Here is a 25,357-nt window from a genome sequence, read left to right on the forward strand (position 1 = left end):
GAACAGGCGGTCGACCGGGCCTGCGCCGACCGCCGGTCAGGCGTGGTCGCGTCCCCTCGTCACAGCCGGAACCTCCGGCGAGCGACGACCACCGCGACGAGCGCGGCGCCGAGGAGCACAAGCACTTCCGCAATCCACAGCAGCGGTGTGATGGCAATCCCTGTCTCGGCGAGCTGGCCACCCGCCGAGACGGTGGCGGTCGGAGGTTGAGCGCTGACGGCCGGAAGCGGGCTCCCACCGGGAGCGGCGGAAATCGCGGCAGTGGAGGCGTTCGAGTCGATCGGGGTGGTGGAGCCCGGTGGCGTTGCGCTGGCGACCGCCGTGTTCGTCAGCCCGGCGGCGACGTCGGCTTCCGTCACAATGTAGGTCGCGGTGCAGCTCTCCGCGGCAGCGGGCGCGAGCGTCGGGCTCGGGCAGGTGACGGCGGGAATCGTGCCTGTGCCGCTGAAGCTCGTCTCGGTCACCATGATGCCGGAGAGCGTCACATTGCCGGTGTTTGTTATGGCAAAGGTGTAGGTGATGACCTCTCCGGCCAGCCCGAGCTCCGTCGCGCTCGCTCTCTTGAGGAGCGTCAGGCTCGGCGTCGCGGCAGCGTGAACGACGACTGTGGACGGTTGCGTGGTGACCGGGTCACCGGTCGGCGGGGTCCCGGTCGCGGTGGCCGTGTTGCTGACCGAGCCCCCGTCGACATCCGCCTGGGTCACCGTATAGGTCGCCGTGCAGACCTCTGAGGCGCCCGGCGCGAGGACCGGCTCGGGGCAGGTCGCAGCCGGGACGGTTCCCGAGCCCGTGAAGCTGGTCTCCGTCACCGTCACGTCCGACAGGTCCGTGTTGCCGGTGTTGGTCACCGTGAAGTCGTACGCGACCGTTTGCCCGGCGGCGGACACCGTGGTGGGACTCGCCGACTTGGTGAGGGTCAGTGCCGGCGCCTGGGCCACCGGCACGACAGCCGAGGACGGCTGCGAGCTTGCGGTCGCGCCTCCCGGTGGAGCGTAGGTCACGTCGGCCGTGTTGCTGACCGAGCCGCGATCCACGTCCGCCTGCGTCAGCGTGTAGGTCGCCGTACAGCTCTCCTGTTCTCCGGGGGACAACGTCGTGGTCGGGCAGGTGATGGGCGACACCGTCCCGGAGCCGGTGAACGCGGTCTCGTCGACCGTCACGTCGGCCAGCGAGACGTTGCCGGTGTTGGTGATCGCGAAGGTGTAGGTGATCGCCTGACCTGCCACGTACGACGACGGCGCGGACGGCGAAGCGGACTTGACCAGGGTCAGGGCCGGTGCCTGGTCGACCGGTACGGTGGCCGTCGAGATCGGCGATGTGATCGTCCCGCCCGTCGGCGGCGTGCCGGTCGCGGTGGCCGCATCCTGGATCTCGCCGTGGTCGAGGTCGGCCTGGGTCACGGCATAGGTCGCGGTGAAGGTGGCCGTCTGGCCCGGTGCCAGGGTCGTGGATGCGCCCGAGCAGGTGCCGGCGGGGCTGCTCAGAGCCTGGCAGGCCGGCGGCGAGGCCAGCGCGCCCGCGGGCGCCAGCTGAGCGTCGTCCACGAAGACATCGGTCAGGGGAACCGCGGTGGTGTTGGTCACCGCGAAGCTGTAGGTGACCACCTGTCCGACGGCGCTGACCGGTGTGGCCGGGGAGGCGACGGTCTTCACGATCACCGGGGCGGCGTCGTCCGCCTGAAGGCCGGTGCGCGAGGACTCGGCCGGGGGCATCGCCGTCGTGCCGGCGCGAGCCGTCGTGCCCACGGTGTTCCACGCGACGGCGCCGGGCGTGGTCGTCGGGGTTGAGACGGTGTACGGGATGGAGAAGCTGTCGGGGCCGGCTCCTCCGGAGACGTCGACGGTTCCGGTGTAGGCGAACTTCAGCGCAGTGACCGACGAGAGGGGGGAGGGTGGCGTCGTGGTCCAGTCGTTCACACAGCCCGGGTTGACGGCCAGTACCTCCGGTCGGCAGGGGTTCGCCGCCGTCGAGTACGACACCGTCACACCCGCAGGCACCGTCCCGACTCCGGTGAGCGTCACCGGGAACTGCGATCCGCGCGGCGACGCCGACGTCGCGAAGGTGTCGCCGACGGCAGGCAGCAGGTCGTAGATCACGGGATCGGTCAGGTTCGACTGACCCGTGTTGGTGAAGGTCAGGTCGTACGTGGCGGTTCCGCCGGCCGGGCTCACATTCCCGATGCCCCCGGCCGACACCGGTGCGGCATCCAGATTTCCTTGCACCGTCTTATCCACCGAGAATGCGGGGTTGACGGACGCGACCGTCAGCGGGAAGGACCCGCCGCAGTAGTTGCGGGAGAGGGGCGCGCCAGTGAAATCGAGGTCGGAGTCGGCCGTCGGGTTCGAGGGCGGGGTGATGCTGGTGCCGCTGTCGCAGCCGGCGATCGGGGCGCCATAGCCGGCAGTGATGTCGTTCTGGTAGATGCCGGCGCAACCGACGCCCAGGTTCACCTGGAGACGGCTGCTGACACCGAGGAGGTAGTCGCCCGGCTGCGGGATGACGCTCGCCGGGATCACCCACTCGTACAGCGTTCGGCCGGTCCCGTTGACGTTCGGGGTGACGGTCGCCGCCTGGGAGGGTGCAATGACCACCGAGCCCACTGTTCCGTCGGTGGGCGTGAAGCTCCACGATTGCGTGACACCGCTTGTGACCGTCGCGCCCGCCGGAGCGAGGTAATCGACGTAGATGGGCTGAGAGGGGGCGGCCGCGATCTCGAGGTTGTTGTACGGGTTGATGTTCTCGGTGCACGTCCCGGTCCCGTTGTAGCCGCCGTTGATCCCCGGAGCGAACACCGTTCCGGACGGCTCGGCGGCGCTGACGACCATGACGCTCGCTTTCGCCGTCTCGGTCGACACCAGCGGCGTGCTCGAGCCGACCAGGAAGGCGTCGGCCGTGGCCGTGTTCGTCAGCAGGGATGTGGTGGCCACCGTCGGCGCCGCGTAGCCCTTGACCACGAACTGCATCGTCGTGGCCGAGTTTCCGCCCTCCTCGGCGAACTGCGGGATGTCGATTTCCGCCACCGCCGGGGATGCCGGGATCACCCAGCCGGTCCCGGCCGTGAACGGGATGCTCGACGTACTGCCGTCGGTGTGCACCACCGAGATCGAATCGGAAACGGCCGGGGTGAATCCGCTCGAGACGATCACCGTCGGAATGAAAGCCGGTGCCGTGCAGAAAGGACCGCCCGGCGGCTGCGAGGAGTACACGCCGCCGGCGAAGTCGGTCAGGCACGGCACCGGGTCCTGGACGGCGAAGTCCACTCCGGCGCTGGTCCCCACGGTGGTCACGGTGATCGGGTACTGGACGGACTGCCCGCTGCGGTTCCAGTCGCCGGGATACGTGTACGGGTACGTCACTCCATTGAAGGTGTAGAACCCCGCGTTCGGCAGAGTCTGACCCTTGCCGGCCTTGCCCAGGAAGGGGTTGGGAACCGGCGACACCACCGAGGTGGTCAGTGTGGAGGACTGGCTGCCGGTCGTTCCGTCGAGGTAGGTCCATGACGCACTCGCGGTGTTGACGATGGTGTCGCCCGGAGCATCGGGCACGCCGCCGGTCGAAGCCGTTCCCGTGACGTAGATGTCCCAGCCCTGGGCGGAGCCGATCTGACAGGTCGTGCCGCCCGGGTCGGAGTAGGAGAAGGTGCGGGTGGGCGCGTCGTAGGCGATGGTCCCGGGCGGCGTGCCGCCGACGTCGTTGTTGTTGACGTCGCGAAGCGAGGTCGTGAAGCTCTGATAGGTGAAGTTCGCCGGGAGGGTGTCGGTGAAGGCGTACGCCGATGTCCCGAGCGAGCCCGGGCCTCCGCACTGGATGTCCAACAGGTATCTGAGCTGGGCCCCCGTACCGACTTGCGCCGGACCGTTCTTGACGATGCCGGCCCTCTTGGCAGCCGTCACGGTCAGGGTGGAGGGGCTTCCGGTGGCGGAGGCGAAGCCGGTGCCGGCGATCGTCGGCGTGAGGGTCGCGACGGTTCCGTTCAGGGTCGTGTAGTACGGGGCCGTGACCGCGATCGTGCACTGCGAGGTACCGGTCGAGACGTTCCCGTAGGCGTAGGTCACGGTGCCGCCCGAAACGGTCTTCGTCACCGTCGCGCACGAAGAGCCGCCGAACCACGATCCGAAATCGGTGGTGGCGCCATCGCCGGCGATCGTCGTCGTAGGGAACGTCACGGTCGTCGCGTCGCATCCGCCGGTCACGCTGCAGGTCACGCTCAGCGTGTAGGTTTCGGAGCCGCCCGCCGCGATCGTCGCAGTGGACGGGCTGATGCTCACGCTCGCGGTACCCGTCGCGGCGTTCGCGGCCGGCACGGAGAACCCGAAGGCCATCAGCAGCGCCAATGGCCCGATCCACATCCCCTGTTTCGATTTCCGCACCGTTGCGACTCCGTTCTCTGAGAACTGGCCGCGGCGCAACGGCTGGACCGCCGCCTCGGCTAAGGTCACCATGCTGACACGCGTTCCGCACGTCAATGACTTTCATGGCCGCTATTCGGTCCGTAATCTGAAGAGGCCGCTACGACGTCTGTCTGCCGGCTGCGAGCCCGCGAAATCGCCGGTGATTCCGTCCGTCCGGGATCTCCGGGAACGGTCTATCGGGGCCGTGTCGGCGGGAGCTAGCATGAGCGCCACCCAGGAGGTGCGTCATGACGACGATCGCGACCCCGCTCGACGAGAAGGAGCTGTACGATGCCGGACACGCGGCCCGCTCGCAGGTTCCGCGGTCCAGCCAGGCCGACTTCACGCCTCCGCCGGGACGCGATCCGCTCGGGGTCCTGCGCAGGCAGCACGAGGACCGCCTCCCGGCGCTGATCGCCCTGCGCGTGGAGCGGATGAGCGCATCCGCGTTCGCGTTCTACCGGGGAACGGCGGCGATCCAGGCCGCCGACCTGGCCGGCGCGCCGACCGCGGGTGGGGATGTCGTGCTCTGCGGCGACGCTCACATCAGCAACTTCGGAATCTACCGGTCGCCCGAGAGCTCCATGGTCTTCGACATCAACGACTTCGATGAGGCGGCCGTCGGCCCCTTCGAGTGGGACGTCAAACGGATGCTGACGAGCGTCGTCCTCGCCGGTCGCTCGCTCGGGATCGGCCGTTCAGACCTCCGTTCGATCGTGCTTTCGGCATCCGCGATGTACCGCAACGCACTGGGCGAGGCGCTCGAGTCGTCGTTGTACCGGCGCTACTTCCGCATCACCAGCATGGCCGACCGGCGGATCCTGAGCCGGGACAGCGAGCGGATGATCAAGCACACCCTGAAGGAGTCGGAGAAGCGGACCAGCGAGCATGTCGCCAGCCACACCCTGGTCGAACGCGGTGAGGGGCTGCAGTTCGTGGAGAACCCGCCCGTGCTCACCCGGCTGGAGCCGGAGATCCGGGTGATCGTGGACCAGGTGTTCGAGGCGTACCGCGCGACGGTCCCGACGAACATCGCCCTGATGCTCTCCCAGTACACCGTCTTGGATGTCGCCCGGCGCGTGGTCGGGGTGGGCAGTGTGGGAACGCGGTGCTTCATCATCGCCCTCGGAGACGCCACCGGCGACATCCTGATCCTCCAGCTGAAGGAGGCCAGCGCCTCGGTCGTCCAGGAGTTCGGCGGGATCGCGCCCGTCGCGGGCTACCTCGACCCGGTGATCCTCGCGGAGCATCAGGGGTACCGCGTGGTCGGGTGCCAGCGCATCCTGCAGGCGGTGTCCGACCCGTTCCTCGGCTACCTCACCGTGGAGGGGTACAGCTTCTACATGCGGATGTTCCGCAACCGGAACGCGTCGTTCGAGATCGCGGACATGAACGCCACGCAGTTCAGCGAGTACGCCCAGGCGTGCGCCACCGTGCTCGCACGGGCGCACGCGCGCTCGCCGAAGGCGAAGTTCGTCGCGGGATACGTGGGCACGGGAGGCTCCTTCGTGCGCGCGGCGGCCGAGTGGGCCCATGCGTACGCCGCCCAGGCGGAGCAGGATTACGCGACCTTCGTCGAGGCCGCCCGGGCGGGCGTTTTCGAGTAGGGCCCGCCCGGCCGACGGCCGGACGGTGTCTGCTGCTGTTTGGAACGTATGCCGTTGCTCGCCCGGCCGCAGACATTCCGAATCGGCGCAATCACCCGGCGCAGCGGGCGATGAGCTCCTCCGCCTCGACGCGGGCCGCCTCGATCTCGGGGGTCGTCAGCCCGAGGACGCGGAGGCAGGACGCGGCGATCGTGTCGTCGTCGGCCGGATCCGCGTCGCCTTCGCTGCGGAGTTGGATGACGACCTCCGCGAGCTGGATGAGCAGCGTGCCCAGGTGCCGCTCGTCCAGCACCGCGGCCACTTCGGCATGCGCGGCTGCGGCCCCGAGGCGTCCGTACGCCTCCCGGAGCCTGGCGCGTTCCGCCCGGAAGGCGTCGAAGCGCTCGTCCTGGATCTCGGGCTGCAGGTACAGGACGCCGATGTTGTGCGGGGTCGCACGCAGCGTCGCGGCATCCATGCTCGCGAGGGCATATAAAGCCCCGGCGGCGGCTGCGCGCCTGTCGTCCCCGCCGTCCGCCCCGAGCGAGACGTGCGACTCGATGATGCGGACGAACTCGTTGCTCGGCCGGACGGAGTTGCTCAGCAGCTCGACGAGGATCTCGTCCTTGCCCGCGAAGTGGTAGTACAGCGACTGCTGGCGAATGCCCACCCGGTCGGCGATCGCGCGCGTCGAGGTGCCCGAGAACCCGGACTCGACGAAGAGGGCCGCGGCCGCATCCAGGATCTGCTCCCGAGCCGGCAGCCCGGAGGTCGCCGCCTCGGAGGTGCCCGCCTCGGCGCGGGGCCGGCCCGGTCTGCTCTGGCTGACGGTCGACGAACTCATGCCATCGATTCTGACACCGTCTCGCGCCCGGTGGACGCCTCCGCCAGCCACGCGCGCCAGCCGCCGGACGCGGTGATGTCGACGGCACCCTCAGCGGCGACCGGTTCGCAGAGGAACCCCGCGACGACCCGGCCGTCGGAGAGCGTCACCCGGCCGATCGCCATCGGCGAGGGCAGCGCGTCCACGAATCGGGCGAAGCCGGCGGCGGGCAGCCTCCAGAGCTCTCCCGCGATCGCGGCGCCTCCGGAGCGCACGCGCAGCATCCCGGGCTTCGCCGGCGCCGTGTCGAGGGCGAACAGCCGGTACTCGGCACTCGTCGTGACCGATCCGGCGAACGAGCCGCCGGCCGCGACGAGCTGCGCATTGAGCGGCTGACCGGTGAGGTGCGCGCCCACGACGAGCAGGTCGACGGCGGGCGAAAGCAGGCGTTCGGCGATCCGTGCGATCACCCCGTCGTGGAACGCATCGGCCGTGAGCATGACGCCGAACGGAAGCCCCGCCACGGAGCCCGCCGGGACGGCGAGCGAGCACAGGTCGAGGAGGTTCGCGAAGTTGGTGAAGCGGCCCATCCGGCTGTTCGCGCCGAGGGGATCCGCGGCCACCTCGGCGAGCGTCGGATGCCACGTGGTCGTCGGGGTCAGCAGGGCGTCGCAGCCGTCGAGGGCGCCACGCGCCTGAAGAGCGAGCCGGTCCAGCCGCTCGCGGTCCTGGAACAGCTCGACGGCCGTTCTGGATGCTCCCCCCAGGATGATCTGCGCGACCGAGGGATCGAGGTCGCCGCCGATCAGGTCGCGGCGCGCCTCGAGGTGGGTTCCGACCGCCGCGTAGCGCTCTGCGACGAAGGCGCCCTCGTAGAGGAGGCTCGCGGCGGCGAGCAGCGGCTCGATGTCGACCTCGACGATCTCGACCCCGGATGCGGCGAACTGCGCGACCGCCGCGCGGAACGCCTCCACCCAGTCCGGAGCCAGCCCGGTGAGGTGCGGAGCGGTGGGGATGGCGACCCGCGGCCGGGCGCGCAGGGCGTCGACCGTTCTCGCGGCCACCTCCGCCGGCCGGCGGGCGAGCGGGTCGAGGCCGTCGTCTCCCGCCAGGAGTTCTGCGGCCCGGCGGGCGAGCGCCAGGTCACGCGCGAACACCGTGACGCAGTCGAGGCTGCGGCACGCGGGCACCACGCCGGTCGCGGGGACGAGGCCGCGGGTCGGCTTGACGCCGACGATCCCGTTGAGCGCGGCGGGCACGCGGCCCGACCCGGCGGTGTCCGTTCCGAGGGCGAGGTCGACGATGCCGAGCGCCACCGCCACGGCGGAGCCGGAGCTCGAGCCGCCGGAGATCCGCTCGGGATCCCAGGCGTTGCGGACCGCGCCGTACGGGCTCCTCGTCCCGACCAGCCCGGTCGCGAACTGGTCGAGGTTGGTCTTCCCGATGACGACGGCGCCGGCCGCGCGGAGCCGTGCCACGGCCGTCGCATCGCGCTCCGGCCGGTAGGCGAAGCTCGGCGAGCCGGCGGTGGTCGCGAAGCCCGCGGCGTCGATGTTGTCCTTGACCGCGGCGACGAGTCCCGCGAGCGGGAGGGACTCGCCCGCGGCGACGCGCGCATCCACCTCGGCGGCTGCGGCGGCCGCATCCTCTTCTTCGCGCAGCTCGATCCAGATCTCGGGGCGGTCGGCGGCGCGGAGGCGCGCATACGCCTCGCGGACCCTCAGCAGCGAACTCATTCGTGGGCTCCGATCGAGAGGAGGATCTGGCCGGGCGCGACCTGATCGCCCGCCGACGCGTAGACGCCGGAGACGACGCCGTCGATGGGCGCCACGACCGGGGACTCCATCTTCATGGCCTCCAACGCCATGAGGCGGTCGCCGGCCCGGACGGGCGTGCCCGGCTCCACCGAGATCTGCCAGACCGTCGAGGTGAACGGCGCCGAGACCGGGATGGAGCCGTCGGGCACGACGATCTCGTCCACCGCCGCGGCGACCGCGGTCTGCTGCTGACGGTCGAACTCGCCCGACGCCCGCCACCGCGCCTTCTCGGCCTCGAACGCCGTCGTCTGACGCGCGCGGAACTCCGCGATCGAGTCGGCGTTCGCCGCGAGGAACGCCTCGTGCTCGGCGATCGCGAAGGTGCCGTCCACGGTCTCGACGTCGCCGCGTCCCGCATCCGTCTCGGCCCGGAGCTCCAGAAGTTCGTCCGCGCTGACCGGGTACCACTCGATCCGGTCGAAGAACCGCAGCGCCCACGGGCTCTCGGCGAACAGCCCGCCGCGGCGGAAGCGGTTCCAGACCTGGACCGTGCGGCCGACGAACTGGTAGCCGCCCGGTCCCTCCATGCCGTAGACGCAGAGGTACGCGCCGCCGATCCCGACCGAGTTCTCGGCGGTCCACGTCCGCGCCGGGTTGTACTTGGTCGTCACGAGCCGGTGCCGGGGATCCAGCGGCGTGGCCACCGGAGCCCCCAGGTAGACGTCGCCGAGCCCGAGCACCAGGTAGCTGGCATCGAAGACCGTGCGGTAGACGTCATCCACGGAGTCCAGGCCGTTGACCCGGCGGATGAACTCGATGTTGGAGGGTGTCCACGGCGCGTCGCTGCGCACACCGTTCATGTAGCGCTCGATGGCGAGGTGCGTGGCCGGGTCGTCCCACGAGAGGGGGAGGCGCACGGTCCGGGAGGGCACCACGAGCTCGGTCGTCGGCGGGATCTCGGCCTCGATCTCCCGCAGCAGCCCGGCCAGCGCCGTCGCCTTCAGCACGGAGGAGTCGGTGTGGATCTGGAGCGAGCGGATGCCGGGCGTCAGCTCCAGGACGCCCGGGGGCAGGTTCGACTGGAGGGTCGTCATCAGCGCGTGGATGCGCATCCGAAGTCCCAGGTCGAGGGTCATGTCGCCGTACTCGACGAGCACGTTGTCGTCCCCGTCGCGGCGGTAGGTGACGCTCGGCCGGGTGTCCGTCGCCTCCGACCGGCCGATCACGCCGTCGTCGCCGTCGCCGCCCGCGGAGCCGCCCGCCCCGCCGCCCGCGGAGAGGAGTGCCGTCGCGGCCCGCCGCTCGACGAGGGCCGCCGCGTCCGCCTCCCGGACGGGCACGAACCGGATCGTGTCGCCCGGCCGCAGCTGCCCGAGCTTCCACAGCTCGCCGCTCGCGACGACGGCGGGGCAGACGAACCCGCCGAGGGAGGGGCCGTCCGGCCCCAGGATGATGGGCGTGTCGCCCGTGAAGTCGATCGCCCCGACGGCATACGGGGTGTCGTGGATGTTCGAGGGATGGAGGCCCGCCTCCCCGCCGTCGTTGCGCGCCCATTCCGGCTGAGGGCCGATCAGCCGCACGCCCGTGCGGGCGGAGTTGTAATGGACCTCGTAATCCGTCGCGTAGAACTCGTCGAGGTCGCGCCGGGTGAAGAACTCGGGGGCGCCGTGCGGTCCCTCGGTCACGCCGATCTGCCACGTGGAGGTGAGCGCCGGACGGCGGTCGAGCGGGGTCGGGCCCGGCACGGTGCTGAGCCGGGTGCCCGCCGGGAGCGCGGGATGCGGCGCATCCGAGTCCGGGGACCCGGGGCGCAGCACGTCGCCGGGGAGGAGCGCGCGGCCGGCATGTCCGCCGAACCCGCCGAGGGTGAAGGTGGAGGCGCTCCCCAAGTACAGGGGAACGTCGATGCCGCCGCGCACGGCGAGGTACGTGCGCAAGCCCGGCCCGGCCGTCGCCCCGAGTTCGAGCGTCGAGCCGGCGGGGACAGCGATCGGCTCCCACAGCCCGACCGGCTCGCCGTCGAGGAGAGCCGGGATGGGCGCACCGGCGAGGGCGATGAGGGTCGGCGCCGTGAAGCGGAGCGTCGGGCCGGTTGCCGTGATCTCGAGGGCCGGCGCACCGGCCGGGTTGCCGACGGCGAGGTTCGCTTCGGAGAGCGAGACCGCATCCATCGGGCCGCTCGGGGGCACGCCGATCTGCCAGTAGCCGACCCGGCCGGGGAGGTCCTGCACGGTCGTCATCGCGCCCGCTTCGATCACCTCGATGCGGGGATCGGGGTCGGCGGTGACGTCGAGGGTCGACGTGGAGTGGGTGGCCGAGCGCAACGTCAGGTCGTCCGTCAGCGAGCGGAGCAGGCCGAGATTCGTGACGACTCCGTCGACGCGGCTCGCATCCAGTCCCTCCCGCAACAGGTCGAGCGCATCCTCGCGGGTCGGGCCGGCAGCGATCACCTTGGCGAGCATCGGGTCGTAGTACGGCGACACGTCGAGCCCGGTCTCGATCCAGCCGTCGACGCGCACGCCGCTCAGCGCAGGAGCGCCGAACCCCGGGAAGACGGCCTGCGTGACCAGCCCGGAGCTCGGGAGCCCGTGATTCGAGGGGTCCTCCGCGTAGACGCGCGCCTCGAACGCCGATCCGGAGGCCTCGAAGGCCGTCGTGAAGATCGCCGGGTCGACTCCGTCGGCGCCGTCGCGGGCGAGCCGCAGCATGAGCTCGACGAGGTCGACGCCGTACGCCTCCTCCGTCACCGGGTGCTCGACCTGCAGGCGGGTGTTGACCTCCAGGAAGGACGCCTCCTCGCGCAGCGGGTCGTACACGAACTCGACGGTGCCGGCCGACCGGTAGTCCACGGAGGCGGCGAGCGCCTGCGCCGACTCGTGCAGCTGCCGCCGGATGCGATCGGGGAGCGCCGGCGCCGGCGCCTCCTCGATCACCTTCTGGTTGCGGCGCTGCAGGGAGCAGTCGCGGTCGCCGATGACGGCCACCCTCCCGTCGCCGGCGCCGAACAGCTGCACCTCGACGTGCCGCGCGGGTCGCACGAGCCGCTCGAGGAAGACGCCGGCCGAGCCGAAGTTCTTCTCGCCGAGCCGGGTGACCCGGTCGAATGCCTCGCGCACCTCCTCCACGGTGCTGCAGGCGTGCATGCCGATGCCGCCCCCGCCGCCGGTGGCCTTGAGCATGACCGGCAGGCCGATCCGCTCGGCGGCGGCGACGGCCTCGTCGGCGTCGACGAGCAGGCCCGTGCCCTCGAGCATCGGGACCCCGGCGAGGGATGCGAGCTCCCGGGCGGTGTGCTTCTGGCCGAAGGCGGCGATCTGGCCGGGGGTCGGCCCGATGAACGCGAGGCCCTCCTGTTCGACCCGCCGGGCGAAGTCCAGGTTCTCCGAGAGGAAGCCGTATCCCGGGTGGATGGCGCCGACGCCCAGGCGGCGGCAGGCCGCGAGGATCGCGTCGATGTCGAGGTACGACTCGCGTGCGGGCGCTGGTCCCAGCCGCACGGCCTCGTCCGCCTCACGGACGTGCGGGGCGGCCCGGTCCGCGTCGGAGTACACGGCGACCGTCCGGAGTCCCAGGTCGCGGGCGGTGCGGATGATCCGCCGGGCGATCTCGCCGCGGTTCGCGATCAGGACGGTGTCGAAGGCGCTCATGCGGCATCCGTTCCGGTGGTCGGTGCGGTGACGATCATCCGCAGCGGCGTGCAGTTGAAGTCGTTGCAGGGGTTGTTCAGCTGGGGGCAGTTGGAGACGATGACCAGCACATCCCGTTCGGCCCGGATCGCGACGCGCTTGCCCGGAGCCGAGAGCCCGTCCACGATCCCGAGAGCGCCGTCGGCCTCGACGGGCACGTTCATGAACCAGTTCAGGTTCGAGACGAGGTCGCGCGCGCCGAGACCGTACCGGGAGGCTTCGGCGAGGAAGTTCTCGCGGCAACCGTGCTGGTACTCGGTGTGCTGGCCGTAGCGGAGGGTGTTCGACTCCTTGGAGCACGCGCCGCCGATGGTGTCCTGGCGGTCGATCTCGTTGGCGACCACCGTCATCAGCGGGTGTCCGAGGTTCGACCGGAGGACGGATCCCTCACGGATGTAGGCGTTGCCCTGCCAGGCGAGGGTGTCCGGCACCGAATAGCGCTCGTCCGTGTCGTGCGCGTCGTAGATCAGGCAGTCCGCCGATTGGTTGCCCCCGACATCCACGATGGTGAGGACATGACCGGCTGGGACGACCGCCGACCAGGGAGCGAGGGGAGCGACGGTGTCGTCCCGGACGACGGCTCCGGCGACGGCAGGGCCGGCCGGGTCGAGCACGGTCCCGTCGGCGAAGGGCGGAGCGACGGGGACGGTCGTCCGGAGCGCGCGGTCGCCCGCGGTGCGGACGGTGGTGGTGATGGTCATAGTCCTCGCGCCTCCGCGTAGTCGATCGAGTTCAGGTAGGCACGGTTCACCTCGGGCGAGGAGGTGAACCGCGGGTCGTGCTCGCCGGTCGGCGCTCCCCGCAAAGCATGGATGCGCAGCGGCCCGACGACGTAGTCCGCTTGCGGGTCGAGTGGATGCGGCACGTTCGCAACCAGGATGAGGAGCGGCAGCTCCGCGATCAGCTCGACGAAGGTCCCGGGACCGGCCGAGCCGAGGAACGTCAGAGCCCCGTCCTCCTCGACCCGCACGCCCTGGAAGAAGGAGACGCTGGGCGGGAGGTCCCGGGTCGTCAGCCCGTGCTTCGCCGCCGCGAGCGTGAACAGGGCGCGCCCCGACGGTGAGGGCCCCTGCGGAGCGGACGATCCGTACTTCCGGGCCGAGAACGCATCCGTCGTCGTCCCGCAGAACGCGTCGTGCCGCCCGGACGTGTCCGCCGAGACCGTGGCGAGGATGCGCCCGTCGCCGGAGAGCAGCGGATGCCCCTCCCCGAGGTACGCCTGCCACGGGATCTTGAGCGTATCGGCGACATTGAGCCGCTCCCACGGCTCCAGCGCGTTGTAGAGCACGACGTTGGCGCACGCGAGCCCGGTCGGATCGTCGAAGCGGATCCGCGTGCCCCGGGCGAGCACCTTGTGGGTGTAGCCCCCGGGCGCGACCGTCTCCGCCCAGGTGAGTGCGCCGGGGTCGACACCGTCGGGGATGTGCGGCGACGTCGACGCCGGCCGGAACGGCCGGTGCTCGGAGGTCAGGGCGGCCTGGGCCCGGGCGTCCGCCTGCGACGCGCGCACGCTGTCGGTCTGGTGGAGGTCGGCGAGGGAGGGCATGGTGCGGGGTTTCCTATCCGTGCTGTCGATCAGGTGGTGCGCTTGGTGCGATGTGTCAGGCGAGCGACTCGGCGATCGAGCCTCCCGGCGCCGGCGTCTCCGCCACGACCGGCAGCTCGGCCGTCACCGGAAGGTGCCCCAGCTGGATCGCACCGTCGCGGGCACGGTTGCGCAGGTGCACGAGGTAGCCGGCCGCGAGGGTGGCGCCGATGAACAGCACCGCACTCCACTGCAGCCACCACGTCTTGCCGGTGAGGTCGTAGATCTCCGGGCGGGGCCAGGCGAGGTTGACGATCATCCCGACCTGGTAGAGCACTGCCACGATGTTCAGCGGGATCCCCCAGCGGCCGAGCGTGAATGTCCGCTTGCCGCTCTCATCCACGCCGGACGGCATCCCGGCCCCGCCCTTCCGGAGCCGGGTGACGAGCAGAGGGACCGTCACGCCGAGGTAGGCGATGTAGAGCATGGCGATGCAGAGGCTGGAGAGAGCGGTGAAGATCGCGCTCTGGCCGAAGTTGAGCGCGAGGGCCAATGCAGCGCCGACGCCGACCACGATGCTGGTGGCGATCGGGGTCCCGGTGCGCGGCGACACCTTCGCGAGGGTGCGCCAGAACGGCAGGGAGCGCTCGCGCGCCATCGAGTACAGCATCCGGGAGCCGGAGGTCTGCACCGCGAGGGTGCAGGCGAACACCGCGACGACCACGGCGACCAGGATGAGCCGGCCGAGCACCGGGCCCAGCCGTTCGGTGACGACCCAGGCGATGCCGCCGGCCGTGAGCTTCCCGTCCGTGAGGCTGGGCGCGGAGACGAGCGTCGCGACGATCAGCAGCGCACCGCCGAGTCCTGAGACGACGACCGCTCGCACGATGGTCTTCGGGATGGTGCGGCGCGGAGCATGGGTCTCCTCGGCCAGTTCTCCGGCCGAGTCGAAGCCGACGAGGACGTAGGCCGCCATCAGCGAGGACGCCAGCCAGGCCCAGATGTACGGGTTGTCGCTCGGCGCCGCGCCCTGTGTCGTGAAGACGACGGACGCGCTCCGCCCGGGCAGCAGGAACAGCGCCACGACGACGACGGCCACGCCGATGATCTCCACGAGGACGCCGACGCTCGTCGTGATCGCCATCAGCCGCACGCTGACGATGTTCACCAGCGTGGTGATCGCGAGCAGGATGAGGCCGAGCACGACCGCGTTCTGGGCGCCGGTGGGCGAGGTGAGCGACGGGTCCGCGCCCGGCCCGCCGACGATCTGGAACCCGTCCCAGATCGAGGGGAGCACCGCCTGGACCGCGATCGCGGCGACGGCGACCGTCAGGATCTGGGCGATGATCATCACCCAGCCGGTGAACCAGCCGAACGTCGTCCCGGCCATCCGGCTCGACCACTGGAAGATCGCGCCGGAGATCGGCCAGCTCGCCGCGAGTTGGGCGAAGTTCAGGGCGACGAGCAGCTGGCCCGCGAAGACGAGGGGCCACGTCCAGAAGAACGCCGCCCCGCCGAAGCCGAAGCCGAGCCCGAAGAGCTGGAAGACCGTGGTGAGGATCGAGACGAAAGAGAAGCCCGCCGCGAACGACGAGAAGGAGCCGACACCGCGGCGCAGCTCCTGCGCGTAGCCCGACGGGGGAAGCGGTTGTGGATCGAGAGCACTCATGGGAACACCTTCCGCAGGTGGAGCATCCAATACCTGTCAAGTGACAGGTGCGTTGATGCAATGCTCGATGCCCGCCGTTGCCCCCCGATTGCTCGCGTGTTAAGTTCAGGTTTCGTAGCATGCGATCGAGAGGACCTGCATGACCGACAGCCACGTACCATCGTTCGAGCTTCTCGCGGCCCAGCTGCTGGAGGACCCCGACCTGGATGTGTCGGTCACCGCGACCGGCCTCCACGTGCACGGGCGGCTCTTCGCCTACCTGGATGGGACCGAGCTCGCCGTCGACCTCCCGCCCCAGCGCGCCGACGACCTCGTCGAGCGTGGAGTCGCCACCTTCGTCGCGGCCGGGCGCAGCGAGGCGAAGGGCGCCTGGGTGCGCATCACCGACTCCCAGGACTGGCCGGAGCTCGCCGCTGAGGCGCACCAGTTCGTCGGGGAGCCCGCGGTCGGGAAGGACTCGTGACGCACGCGGGCGACGGTTCCGCGCCCGCGCCCGGCTGGTATCCGGACCCCTACGGCTCCGGAGTGCTCCGCTGGTGGGACGGTATCCGGTGGAGCGAGCAGCTCGCTCCGGCGCCGTATCCCGGCGCGAGCTCCGGCGCACCGTACGTGACCCCCGAGCGCCGGCAGCTTCCGCCCGGCACCCCCGTCTACACGGTGTGGATCTGGCTGGTCGCTCTGCTGCCGCTGCTCGTCGGCATCGAGCTGTTCCTCATCCATCCTCAGTTGGGGTTCCGGGTGACACCAGACGGTTCCGCGGTCATGAACCGGGACCCGATCGCGATGCTCGGCGGCCCGATCTACTTCGTGGTCATCGCCTTCTCCTGGCTGCTGCAGGCCGCGATCGTGGTGTCCGCCTGGCTGGACTACCGCGAGTTGGGGCGCCGGGGCGTCGACCGTCCCTTCCACTGGGCGTGGGCGTTCCTCGCGACCGTCGCGTACCCGATCGGCCGGACCGTCATCGTCCGCCGCGTCGCCGGTGGCCGCGGGGCCGCGCCCATGTGGGTCTCGATCGCCGTCGCCGCGGTGACGATCGTCCTCGCGATGATCTGGTCCGCCATGCTGATCACCCAGATGCTCGACACAGTCATCCAGAACCTGCCCGTCGGCGCCTGACCGGCCGGATTCGGGTGGGCCGGGATCGTCCGTTATGATGGCTCTCGTGCGTCCGCTCGCGGTCGCGCTGGAGACGTCGCATAGTTCGGCCTAGTGCACCACCCTGCTAAGGTGGAGTCCCCGTAAGGGGACCGAGGGTTCAAATCCCTCCGTCTCCGCCAGTAAATATGCTGGTCAGGGTCACTTTCCAACCCCCCGACGGACCAGGATCCCCACAAAAGCCCCACAGTTCACGCCGTCTCCTCCGCTGGTTCATTGGGAAGCCAGTAAACCGCGGGCCCCACGACTGTGGGAAGTCGCTGTCAATGGATCGTCGCGTATGTCATCGAGTGGCAGCGGTGGCACGCGAATTGGAGGTCGGCGAACGGAGTAACCTCAGGCGCCCAGTGAGGTGACTGAATACTGCAATCGCCCAGGCGAATCCTTGAAGGTCCTTAAGCGAGGCGGCCGTTCTGTCCAACGCTCAAGGGGGATGGGCCTCGACCGTACTTGCTTAGTGCTGGCGAGTGGCAATCGCTTGGCCGCGTTTTCGCGGATCGCCCGCGGCTTCAGTGGCGATGCCGACGGTGGCGTCCGAGGCGGCTGCTATCTTCCGACATGGAGGGACCTAATGTTGAACGCACGCGAGTGGGCGACTCTGATTCTGCTCGCCCTCGGTGCGGCCCTCTTACTTACCTTGCCGAAAACTCGAGCCGTTGTCGTTGCGGGTATCCCCGGAATCCTCAAAGCCTTCGATTGGCGAGTGTCACCAGTCTTCGTGCTATTGATGGCATGGATTACCGCATGTCTCGCTCTGGCCTGGCGGGTGGGCCTCTTTGACTGGAGTTTGGTCAAGGATGCAGCATTCATCACTGCCACGCTCGCGATACCAATGACCTTTCGCATTGTGAACGCTCAGACCGGTTTGGTGATTGTCAAACGGCTCACTGCCGAGACTCTCGGCTTGACAACGCTGATCGCTTTCTACCTCAACGTCGCGCCATTTCCGCTGTGGGCGGAGTTAGTTCTGCAGCCGACGTTGGCTCTGCTTTTCGCGATGGCCGCGGTGGCCGGCACCAGAACCGAGTGGGCCCCTGCCCGTAAGTTGATCACCGTCCTGCTTGGGCTCGCCGGAATCGGCGCTCTCGCCTGGACGACGGCCTCCATCGCTCACGACTGGGCGTCGATGGACTGGGTCGCTCAGCTGCGGTCTTTCCTCATCAGCCTTTGGCTACCCGCGCTCTTGCTTCCGCTCTTCTATATGGAAGCGTTCCCGATGACGGCGGAAGTTCTGCTCAAGCGCGTCTCGTGGGTCGCTCCTGACCGAACGTTGAGGAGGCGAGTTCGTCTCGCTATCGTGCTAGGTCTCCATTTTCGAGTGAAGCTCGCGGCTCGCTTCACCGGAAGATACAACAGCGTCGGACGCCTGAGCACTTACCGCGAACGATTCGCTACATGCGTAGCTTCCGCGATGACGTGCGTCGCGATGACGCGGCCGAGCGAGCGCGCGTCAGCGCCCTCCGAACGAATAGCGGCGTATCTGGTGCGGACGCCTCAGGCGCCCAACGTGATCGGCGGGAGTTTCACGTTACGAAGGAACGTCTCCGCTGGATTAGCACCTGCGAAATGGGCCGCTACACCGGAAATGGGAATCGATACTGGTCCGATGCTGACGGACTGACCGATGCGATAGTCGATGCGCCCCGTTACGGACTTCCTGAGCAACACGGATTCGTCATTGAGACCAGTGCAAACGGCCAGGACTGGCGCGCGTGGCGGACTCTGCCCAGCGGTTGGGTACTTGGCATGGGTGGGGCCGGGTGGCGAAGCGAATGGGTTTTCGCGGGCGACAGTCCACCTAAGTCTTGGCCGGGGGGAGACGATCCACGGTGGGTCGACAACGTCACGAATCCCGACCTTCCGCCTGACTGGGAGCGAAACGATGAACCGATCGTGAGGCCAGTGGAGTCGCTCTAGCAGCGCCAAAGCACGCGCATCAACGAGCGCCGCGTATCAAGCGGGCCCGTCCGAGTACTCGGTTGATTCGCCAGCAGCGAATCATGATTCCTGGATTGCGTCGCGACCCAATTCGGCGGACGCGGCGGCCTACCAAATGTCTTGGTTTTGCGATAGTTTTGCGACACCCTTCACAGTGAAGGTGATGACAAAACTTCGTTGAAACCATGCGCACCCGTGTGGCCAAAGCGTTAGTGAAGGGCCATGCAAAACTTAAGGGAAACTTCGATGGACCACATTGCCGGAGTGTTGACAGAGATCGTTGCTGGGGCGATTACCGCTGACGACATGGAAACACTCGACATTGAGTTCAAGACCGACGGCCGGTCCCGAAATGACGATCTCAAAAACATTGCGGATGCAGCGTCATGCATGGCCAATTCATCAGGCGGCACGATCGTCGTGGGAGTGGACGACCGAACAGCCGGGCCGAGTGCTTTCGTCGGCACGTCACTCGACCCAGAGCAGACACGACTCCGCATCTACGAGCTCACCAGTCCACCGCTCTTGGTCGAAGCAGAGCTCCGTACTACTTTTCCCGGCAACGTCCTCGTTTTGAGCGTGCCGAACAGTACGCAGGTTCACAGCGCGAACAACAAGGTTCCAACTGAACGAATCGACCAGCATTGCAAGCCGATGACGAGCGACCGTATCGCAACCGTGACGTCGCAGAAAACTGGCCGAGACTGGAGTGTCCAGAGAAGCAACTGGCGCGCTGACCACGTGGATCCCGTCGCCATGCAGGTGGCAAGGGAAATGCTCGCGCGCTCCAATGATCTTGGGAAGCGTCGGCTCGCAGAAGCGAGTGACATAGAACTGCTCCGCGCGGTGGGCGTGGTGCTTGAGGACCAGTCACTCACGAACGCTGGCGCACTACTCTTCACTCGCGCATTCGACGACGTGACGCTTATCGCCTACACGCACCGGCGAACGCCCGCTGGACAGCTGACATCGAACGAACACCTCACTGGCCCGCTTGTCGTCGCTGTTCAACGCGTCTTTGATCTGATCGATGCGCGACTTGAGACCACGCCCGTCTCGATCGGCAAGGGCCAGCAACTTCATATCGCTGATCTTCCTGAAGCTGCTGTGCGCGAGGCTGTCGTGAACGGGATCATGCATCGTGAGTACTTCAGCATCGATCGGACAGCTGTCGAACACACTCTTACCCAATTGCGGGTCTCGTCACCCGGCGGATTTGTGCCTGGCGTAAGCGTCGATAATGTTCTGACGACGTCGTCCCGCACCCGAAATACAAATCTGGCCAATGCGATGCGCATGCTCGGTCTGGCTGAGACCGCAGGGTCCGGCGTTGACCGCATGTACGCAGAAATGGCGCGGGTTGGGCACGAACCTCCCCGATACGCTGCCGACCCGACACGGGTGGAAGTCACCTTGCTGGGTGGGGCTCCGAATACCGCGCTGGCGCGGTACGTGGCGACGCTGCCGCAAGAGGAGGCCGCCGACGCGGACACTATGCTCATCCTGTTGACTCTCTTGACGCGCAAGACGGTTAGTGCAGAAGAACTCATGCCACTGCTGCAAAAGGCGTCTGTGGATGAGGCTCAATCAGTGCTCGCGCGTCTAAGCGGCGACGAGACCCCTCTGCTCGAGCCAACCCGGGAGACCGTTCGACGCGCGCGCCCGAGATATAGGTTGCGAGAGGGGGCGCTGGCGGCCCTCGGGCCGGCTGTCACATACCGGCGCCGCACTACGGATCAGCTCGATCGCAAGATCATCGAACTGGTGAACGAGACTGGCACGATCAACGCCCGGATGGTGAGGATCCTCTTGGACCTGGATACGGTTGGCGCGTCCCGGGTACTCGCCGACCTTGTTGAACGAGAAATCCTGATCAAGACGTCTGAGGCGACCCGCGGGCCGAGCGTCACGTACGGCCGCGGCGCAGCCTTCCCGTCAAAGTCAAAATCAAGGCCCGCAGACGGGCCGATTGAATCGCAAGAGCACGACCCGAATCAATTGCCGTTCGACGACCTCGAGTAGCGAGCTTGTGGTTTCAACTGGACAACGCCGCGCCGGTCGGTTTGTCGGAATGAAGCGTGCGGCAGCCGCCATTTCAAGGACGCCCCACAAAAACCCCACAACCGTGGTCAGCCGAGAAGGTGCTTGGTCAACCGAGAGACGTGAAATTCCGCGGTTTCCGGGGCATCGCCGAGCGGCTTGAGGAGCGCCGTCAGGGTTCAAATCCCTCCGTCTCCGCCGATCGAAACCCCCGGAAAGTCAACGATTCCGGGTTTTTGTGTGTGCCGACTTCGATGATTCCGTCGACCTCGACCGCGTTCTCGGAGACGCGGATGCGTCGCCGCTCGAAGTCGATGTCCTTGACCCGCAGGCCGTCCATCTCGGCCCAGAACAGGCCGGTGTAGCAGAGCAGGAGGACGATCGCCGCTCGGTCGCCCGACGCGGTGGCCAGGTCGTGAACCTGCTGGTGTGTGAGGTAGAGGTGCTCCTTCGGGACCTTGCGGGGCAGCTCGATCGCCAGAGCCGGGTCCTGCGTGATGCGCCGATCACGCATCGCGATGTCCAGAATGCCAGCCAGCACGCCGCGCGCGTGGATCGCGACGGTCGGCGAGCTGACCTTCGACATCGTGGCGATCCAGGTCGGCACTTCGCTGTGACGGATGTCGCCAACGCGACGGCGCGCCCATTTCGGAGCGACGTGATTACTCCACGATCCTTCAGGCGGCCCTAGCGACGACGGCTTGAGATTTGCTGCGGACCGGCGGCGCCGATCTCCAGGGCCATCTTCCCCGCAAAGCAGGCAGAGGCCGCCCGGTCGGGGGCAGGGGGCACGTCATCGGCGAGGGGCACCCCGTGAACGGCGCGGAGCACGTACGCGTGCAGTCGCTCCAGGGCGCCCTCGTCCGGGCCGGCGAGCATCGCGGGCGCTATCTGCCCCAGCCGGACGAAGTACGCGGCCATCGCCTGCACCAGCACTCCGCGTTTGCCGTCGAACGCAGCATAGAGACTGCCGCGGCCGAGGCCGGTCGCGGCACTGATGTCGTCGACGCTCGTCCCGTTGTAGCCCGATGCGCGGAACTGCCGCTCAGCGGCATGGAGGACGTGTTCGCGATCGAAGCTTCGTGGTCTTGCCATATGGAGACGATAAGGCAGGTGGACGGTTTTTGACAAATCAGTACAGAACCGTGTACGTTCTTGACTGATCAGTACGCGATAGTCTGGCCAGCCATTTCCAGCGCGACAGCGTTGCACCCACAGCCGAAGGAACGAACATGCAGACATCCGCCCCAGTGGCCCTTGTGACGGGCGCTTCATCCGGGATCGGGCGGGCGACAGCTCTCGCCCTCGTCGACGTCGGATTCGCGGTGGTGGGCACAAGTCGCAACGCCGCGAACGCCGAGCCGCTCGCCGGAGCGACCCTCCTCGATCTCGACGTTGCCAGCGATGAGTCGGTCCACGCCCTCGTCGACGAGGTGCTCGAACGCTTCGGTCGGATCGATGTCCTGGTCAACAACGCCGGCGTGGGCGCGGTCGGCGCGGGCGAGGAGAGCTCGATCACCCAGAGCAAGGACATCTTCGACATCAACGTTTTCGGTGCGATGCGGATGACGAACGCCGTCCTTCCTCACATGCGTGCCCAGCGCAGCGGCCGCGTGGTCAACGTCTCGTCCGTGCTGGGCCTGATCCCCGCCCCGTTCATGGCCGTGTACGCCGCGACCAAGCACGCTGTCGAGGGGTACTCCGAGTCCGTGGACCACGAGCTCCGCGAGCACGGCGTCCGGGTGCTCCTGGTCGAGCCTGCCTTCACGAGCACGAGTTTCGAGGCGAGCAGCCTGGGACCCGACTCCCCCCTGCCGGTCTACGCGGCCCAGCGGAAGATCTCCCAAGACGTGCAGGCATCGGCGATGCGCACGGCCGACGCCCCTGAGGTTGTGGCGAAGGCGATCGTCGCAGCCGCCACCGATTCCAAGCCGAAACTGCGGTACACCGCGGGTTCGATGGCCGCACGCGTCAGCCTCCTGCACCGGTTCGTGCCCTCGCGCGTGTTCGACAAGCAGATCCGCAAGCTCAACCAGCTGGCCGGCTGATCCCGGATCCTGCACAGCACCTCGTCCGACCACTCCGGGAAGAGCTGAACCCACATGGATTTCGATCACGTCACTTTCGACTTGCCGCACGGCACCTTCCACACACTCCAAGGTGGTGACCCCGCGGGCCAGCCGACGATGTTCTTGCACGGATTCCCGGACCATCCGCCGACCGCGAAGCCCTTCCTCGCCGAACTCGCCCGGCAGGGGCGGTACGTCGTCGCGCCGTGGCTTCGCGGTTACGCGCCGTCGCCGACCGCGGGGCCGTTCGACTTCGCATCCCTCACCGGCGATGTGATCGCTCTGATCGACCGGTGGTCTCCCGGTCGCCCCGTGGATCTGATAGGCCACGACTGGGGCGCGTTCATCACCTACGATGCCACCGTCACCGCGCCGGAACGGATCCACCGTGCGGTCACGCTCGCCATGCCGCACCCGCTCACGTTCCTGAGCCGATCTCGCCCCGCTCAGCTCCGGAGGAGCTGGTACATGGGACTCTTCCAAGTGCCGGGAACCGGCAGGCTCGCCAGAGCCCGTGATCTCGCGCTCATCGACCGCCTCTGGGAGCAGTGGTCGCCGGGTCTCTCGCTCGACCCCGCTCTCCGCACGGAACTGCACGAGACCCTGGGGGCGAGCCTGCCCGCGCCCCTGAAGTACTACCGGGAGATGCTGCGACCAGGCATGGTGAAGGCCGCCCGACGCCTCTCTCACCCGATCTCGGTGCCCCTGCTGCACATCCACGGCGCCGCCGACGGCTGCATCCTCCCCCCGCATGCCGACGACCGGCATCGATTCGCCGCCCCGCATGTGCGGGAGATCGTCGCCGACCGTTGTCACTTCCTGCACATCGAGGCCCCTGAAGCGATCGCAGGGCGGATCGCGGCCTGGGCTGCGAGCAACGTGCCCGACCATCGCGGCGAGACCCCGGCGATGCCCATCCGGAACCCGAAAGGCTGACCGAACCATGACTGACAAGCACGAGCAGCAGAACATGACTGCAACGACACCGCCCGACGCGAGCGACGCGCTGCCCGAAGGAGCCATCGACGTCGCCGTCATCGGCGGAGGCGCCGCAGGACTCAACGGTGCCCTGATCCTCGCCCGCTCCCGCCGTTCCGTCGTCGTGATCGACAGCGGCTCCCCGCGCAACGCACCCGCGGACGCCGTGCACGGCCTCCTCGCCCTCGACGGCACCCCACCGTCCGAGATCCTCCGACGGGGTCGGGAGCAGGTGCGCCAGTACGGCGGACACGTTGTGTTCGGCGAGGTGGTCACGGCCGAGCCTGCGGCACCCTCGACAGACGGAGACCTGCGATTCACTGTCACCCTCGCCGACGGCCGAAGCATCACCGCCCGCCGCATCCTCGTGGCCACTGGCCTCACGGACGTGCTGCCAGAGGTGCCCGGGCTCGCCGAGCACTGGGGGCACAGCGTTGTCCACTGCCCGTACTGCCACGGCTGGGAAGTGCGCGACGAGGCCATCGGCGTCCTCGCCACCGGACCGGTCTCCATCAGCCACGCGTACCTGTACCGTCAGCTGACCGAGGACCTGACCTACTTCACCCACGGCACGAACCTGGATGAGGACAACCGCGCCCGCTTCGCCGCCCGCGGCATCCGCATCGTCGACACCCCGGTCACCGAGGTCGTCAACGACGCGCACGGCGCCCTTGCCGGGGTGCGCCTGGCCGACGGCCAGGTCGTGACTCGCAGCGTCATCGCGGTCCTTGCACCGATGCGAATCCGCGACCGTGGCCTGGAAGGACTGCGCCTCCCGGTGCAGGACGTGCCCAACAAGGGCCGCAGTTTCGCCTCCGGTGCGGCCGGCATCACCGAGGTGCCCGGTGTGTGGGTGGCGGGCAACGTCACCGACCTGACCGCCCAGGTCGGCGCCTCCGCAGCGGCAGGCGCCCTGGCCGGCGCCGACATCAACAGAATGCTGGCTGCGGCGGACGCGGACGCCGCCCTGCACCTGGCTGGAACGGGTGAGACCCTGTGATCGCTGGTGAAGAGACGCTCGATGGCACGTGGCCGTATTCCGCCCGCTTCAACGAGGCGGCCGGCTTCCGTCAGCATTATGTCGACGAGGGTCCCGAGCGTCCCGATCAGACGATCGTCATGCTGCATGGTGAGCCGACGTGGGGCTACGAGTGGCGCCACCTGATCGGGCCCTTATCACGTCGCCACCGCGTAGTCGTTCCCGATCACATGGGCTTCGGCAAGAGCGAGACACCGCAGGACCGCACGTACGACGCGAGCGAACACATCCTCAATCTCGAATCGCTGCTCGTCGACACGCTCGACCTCACAAACATCACCCTGGTCCTCCGCGACTGGGGCGGCCCCATCGGAACCGGTTTCGCATTGCGTCATCCCGATCGGGTCTCGCGGATCTTCGCGGTGAACACCGTATTGCCGCTCTGTCAACGGCCACCAGAAATTGCCCATCGGCGGCCAGCAGAAGTGCCCGCTGGTGGCCAGTGGAAGTGCCCGTTCGCGGCCAGGAGTTCTGCCCATCGGGTTGTGGTGGCCCTGGCCGCGTGAGCGGTCTCGGTTAGGGCATGGGGGTCACCCCCGTGCCGGCGAGGGCTTGGGCGAGGCGGACGGACTCGCCGGTGGTCTGCGTGAGGTGGGCGTGGTGGAGGAGCCGGTCGACGGTCGCGGTCGCGAGGGTCTTGGGCATGAGCTCGTCGAACCCGGAGGGGTGCAGGTTCGAGCTGATCGCGATCGATCGTTTCT

At 68.5% G+C, this 25,357-nt stretch carries 19 protein-coding genes and 1 tRNA gene; 10 read left to right on the top strand and 10 right to left on the bottom strand.

All coding sequences use genetic code 11. The features are described 5' to 3' along the window. Positions 1 to 59: 59 nt before the first annotated feature. Positions 60 to 4,442: a DUF7507 domain-containing protein gene (locus BM287_RS16765; protein ID WP_090041968.1), complete on the bottom strand. Its 4,383-nt coding sequence runs from the start codon at positions 4,440 to 4,442 to the stop codon at positions 60 to 62. 197 nt (positions 4,443 to 4,639) lie between these two features. Between BM287_RS16765 and BM287_RS16770 the strand changes: the two genes are divergently transcribed. Further along, on the top strand, positions 4,640 to 5,998 hold the full coding sequence (locus BM287_RS16770; protein ID WP_090041970.1) for a DUF2252 domain-containing protein: 1,359 nt from the start codon (positions 4,640 to 4,642) through the stop codon (positions 5,996 to 5,998). Between the two features lie 91 nt (positions 5,999 to 6,089). On the opposite strand, the gene BM287_RS16775 is transcribed toward BM287_RS16770, so the two are convergent. From BM287_RS16775 to BM287_RS16800, 6 genes are read right to left on the bottom strand one after another with little or no spacing between them, the layout of a single operon-like run. Further along, complete coding sequence (locus BM287_RS16775) at positions 6,090 to 6,821, bottom strand: helix-turn-helix domain-containing protein (protein ID WP_090041972.1); 732 nt, start codon at positions 6,819 to 6,821, stop codon at positions 6,090 to 6,092. Further along, the gene (gene atzF, locus BM287_RS16780) at positions 6,818 to 8,536 is read right to left on the bottom strand and encodes an allophanate hydrolase (RefSeq protein WP_090041975.1); all 1,719 of its coding nucleotides are present in this window, start codon (positions 8,534 to 8,536) and stop codon (positions 6,818 to 6,820) included. Before atzF ends, BM287_RS16775 begins: the two co-directional genes overlap by 4 nt. Continuing rightward, on the bottom strand, positions 8,533 to 12,204 hold the full coding sequence (uca, locus tag BM287_RS16785; protein WP_090041976.1) for an urea carboxylase: 3,672 nt from the start codon (positions 12,202 to 12,204) through the stop codon (positions 8,533 to 8,535). The genes atzF and uca overlap by 4 nt, the downstream gene beginning before the upstream one ends. Further along, entirely contained in the window at positions 12,201 to 12,944 is a 744-nt protein-coding gene (locus BM287_RS16790; protein ID WP_090041979.1) for an urea amidolyase associated protein UAAP2, read from the bottom strand. Before BM287_RS16790 ends, uca begins: the two co-directional genes overlap by 4 nt. Then, the gene (locus BM287_RS16795) at positions 12,941 to 13,789 is read right to left on the bottom strand and encodes an urea amidolyase associated protein UAAP1 (protein ID WP_090041981.1); all 849 of its coding nucleotides are present in this window, start codon (positions 13,787 to 13,789) and stop codon (positions 12,941 to 12,943) included. Before BM287_RS16795 ends, BM287_RS16790 begins: the two co-directional genes overlap by 4 nt. A gap of 55 nt (positions 13,790 to 13,844) precedes the next feature. Next, positions 13,845 to 15,437 carry an APC family permease gene (locus tag BM287_RS16800; RefSeq protein ID WP_090041983.1) on the bottom strand — a complete coding sequence of 531 codons (1,593 nt, stop codon included), beginning with the start codon at positions 15,435 to 15,437 and terminating at the stop codon, positions 13,845 to 13,847. Between the two features lie 139 nt (positions 15,438 to 15,576). Between BM287_RS16800 and BM287_RS16805 the strand changes: the two genes are divergently transcribed. From BM287_RS16805 to BM287_RS16825, 5 genes are all read left to right on the top strand, one after another. Continuing rightward, entirely contained in the window at positions 15,577 to 15,900 is a 324-nt protein-coding gene (locus BM287_RS16805; RefSeq protein WP_090041985.1) for an MmcQ/YjbR family DNA-binding protein, read from the top strand. Beyond that, positions 15,897 to 16,553 (top strand): DUF2510 domain-containing protein, encoded by a 657-nt coding sequence (locus BM287_RS16810; protein WP_090041987.1) that lies wholly within the window; start codon positions 15,897 to 15,899, stop codon positions 16,551 to 16,553. The genes BM287_RS16805 and BM287_RS16810 overlap by 4 nt, the downstream gene beginning before the upstream one ends. A 69-nt stretch (positions 16,554 to 16,622) precedes the next feature. Then, positions 16,623 to 16,714: transfer RNA gene (locus BM287_RS16815), tRNA-Ser, on the top strand. A gap of 449 nt (positions 16,715 to 17,163) precedes the next feature. Continuing rightward, a complete protein-coding gene (locus BM287_RS16820; RefSeq protein WP_090041990.1) occupies positions 17,164 to 18,213 on the top strand; it encodes a hypothetical protein in 1,050 nt (349 codons plus the stop codon). A 563-nt stretch (positions 18,214 to 18,776) separates the two neighbouring features. Continuing rightward, on the top strand, positions 18,777 to 20,552 hold the full coding sequence (locus BM287_RS16825; protein ID WP_170857605.1) for an ATP-binding protein: 1,776 nt from the start codon (positions 18,777 to 18,779) through the stop codon (positions 20,550 to 20,552). Between the two features lie 190 nt (positions 20,553 to 20,742). Here the strand turns inward: BM287_RS16825 and BM287_RS16830 are convergent, their stop codons facing one another. Together BM287_RS16830 and BM287_RS16835 are read right to left on the bottom strand one after the other, a co-directional pair. Beyond that, positions 20,743 to 21,156, bottom strand: coding sequence for a site-specific integrase (locus BM287_RS16830; RefSeq protein WP_090041995.1), 414 nt, complete (start codon positions 21,154 to 21,156; stop codon positions 20,743 to 20,745). Positions 21,157 to 21,257: 101 nt separating this feature from the next. Further along, positions 21,258 to 21,665 carry a TetR/AcrR family transcriptional regulator gene (locus BM287_RS16835; RefSeq protein WP_211773000.1) on the bottom strand — a complete coding sequence of 136 codons (408 nt, stop codon included), beginning with the start codon at positions 21,663 to 21,665 and terminating at the stop codon, positions 21,258 to 21,260. Positions 21,666 to 21,802: 137 nt separating this feature from the next. Between BM287_RS16835 and BM287_RS16840 the strand changes: the two genes are divergently transcribed. The 4 genes from BM287_RS16840 to BM287_RS16855 are packed head-to-tail and all read left to right on the top strand — an operon-like array spanning position 21,803 to position 25,162. Further along, positions 21,803 to 22,618 (top strand): oxidoreductase, encoded by an 816-nt coding sequence (locus tag BM287_RS16840; protein ID WP_090041998.1) that lies wholly within the window; start codon positions 21,803 to 21,805, stop codon positions 22,616 to 22,618. 54 nt (positions 22,619 to 22,672) lie between these two features. Further along, complete coding sequence (locus BM287_RS16845) at positions 22,673 to 23,575, top strand: alpha/beta fold hydrolase (RefSeq protein WP_090042001.1); 903 nt, start codon at positions 22,673 to 22,675, stop codon at positions 23,573 to 23,575. A gap of 7 nt (positions 23,576 to 23,582) precedes the next feature. Continuing rightward, complete coding sequence (locus tag BM287_RS16850; RefSeq protein ID WP_244528423.1) at positions 23,583 to 24,617, top strand: NAD(P)/FAD-dependent oxidoreductase; 1,035 nt, start codon at positions 23,583 to 23,585, stop codon at positions 24,615 to 24,617. Continuing rightward, positions 24,614 to 25,162 (top strand): alpha/beta fold hydrolase, encoded by a 549-nt coding sequence (locus BM287_RS16855; RefSeq protein WP_211773001.1) that lies wholly within the window; start codon positions 24,614 to 24,616, stop codon positions 25,160 to 25,162. The genes BM287_RS16850 and BM287_RS16855 overlap by 4 nt, the downstream gene beginning before the upstream one ends. 10 nt (positions 25,163 to 25,172) lie before the next feature. On the opposite strand, the gene BM287_RS16860 is transcribed toward BM287_RS16855, so the two are convergent. Further along, positions 25,173 to 25,357 (bottom strand): ATP-binding protein (locus BM287_RS16860; RefSeq protein WP_170857606.1); only part of this gene is annotated, 185 nt, incomplete at its 5' end.

It is taken from the genome of Leifsonia sp. CL147 (genome assembly GCF_900114565.1).
In the GTDB taxonomy this organism is placed as follows: Bacteria; Actinomycetota; Actinomycetes; order Actinomycetales; family Microbacteriaceae; genus Leifsonia.

Coding starts and splice junctions, on each gene's coding strand:
- BM287_RS16800 (WP_090041983.1), bottom strand. CDS start 15,437: ATGAGTGCTCTCGATCCACAACCGCTTCCCCCGTCGGGCTACGCGCAG.
- BM287_RS16770 (WP_090041970.1), top strand. CDS start 4,640: ATGACGACGATCGCGACCCCGCTCGACGAGAAGGAGCTGTACGATGCC.
- BM287_RS16840 (WP_090041998.1), top strand. CDS start 21,803: ATGCAGACATCCGCCCCAGTGGCCCTTGTGACGGGCGCTTCATCCGGG.
- BM287_RS16850 (WP_244528423.1), top strand. CDS start 23,583: ATGACTGACAAGCACGAGCAGCAGAACATGACTGCAACGACACCGCCC.
- BM287_RS16765 (WP_090041968.1), bottom strand. CDS start 4,442: ATGGTGACCTTAGCCGAGGCGGCGGTCCAGCCGTTGCGCCGCGGCCAG.
- uca (WP_090041976.1), bottom strand. CDS start 12,204: ATGAGCGCCTTCGACACCGTCCTGATCGCGAACCGCGGCGAGATCGCC.
- BM287_RS16790 (WP_090041979.1), bottom strand. CDS start 12,944: ATGACCATCACCACCACCGTCCGCACCGCGGGCGACCGCGCGCTCCGG.
- BM287_RS16825 (WP_170857605.1), top strand. CDS start 18,777: ATGGACCACATTGCCGGAGTGTTGACAGAGATCGTTGCTGGGGCGATT.
- atzF (WP_090041975.1), bottom strand. CDS start 8,536: ATGAGTTCGCTGCTGAGGGTCCGCGAGGCGTATGCGCGCCTCCGCGCC.
- BM287_RS16795 (WP_090041981.1), bottom strand. CDS start 13,789: ATGCCCTCCCTCGCCGACCTCCACCAGACCGACAGCGTGCGCGCGTCG.
- BM287_RS16805 (WP_090041985.1), top strand. CDS start 15,577: ATGACCGACAGCCACGTACCATCGTTCGAGCTTCTCGCGGCCCAGCTG.
- BM287_RS16820 (WP_090041990.1), top strand. CDS start 17,164: ATGTTGAACGCACGCGAGTGGGCGACTCTGATTCTGCTCGCCCTCGGT.
- BM287_RS16775 (WP_090041972.1), bottom strand. CDS start 6,821: ATGAGTTCGTCGACCGTCAGCCAGAGCAGACCGGGCCGGCCCCGCGCC.
- BM287_RS16845 (WP_090042001.1), top strand. CDS start 22,673: ATGGATTTCGATCACGTCACTTTCGACTTGCCGCACGGCACCTTCCAC.
- BM287_RS16830 (WP_090041995.1), bottom strand. CDS start 21,156: ATGTCGAAGGTCAGCTCGCCGACCGTCGCGATCCACGCGCGCGGCGTG.
- BM287_RS16835 (WP_211773000.1), bottom strand. CDS start 21,665: ATGGCAAGACCACGAAGCTTCGATCGCGAACACGTCCTCCATGCCGCT.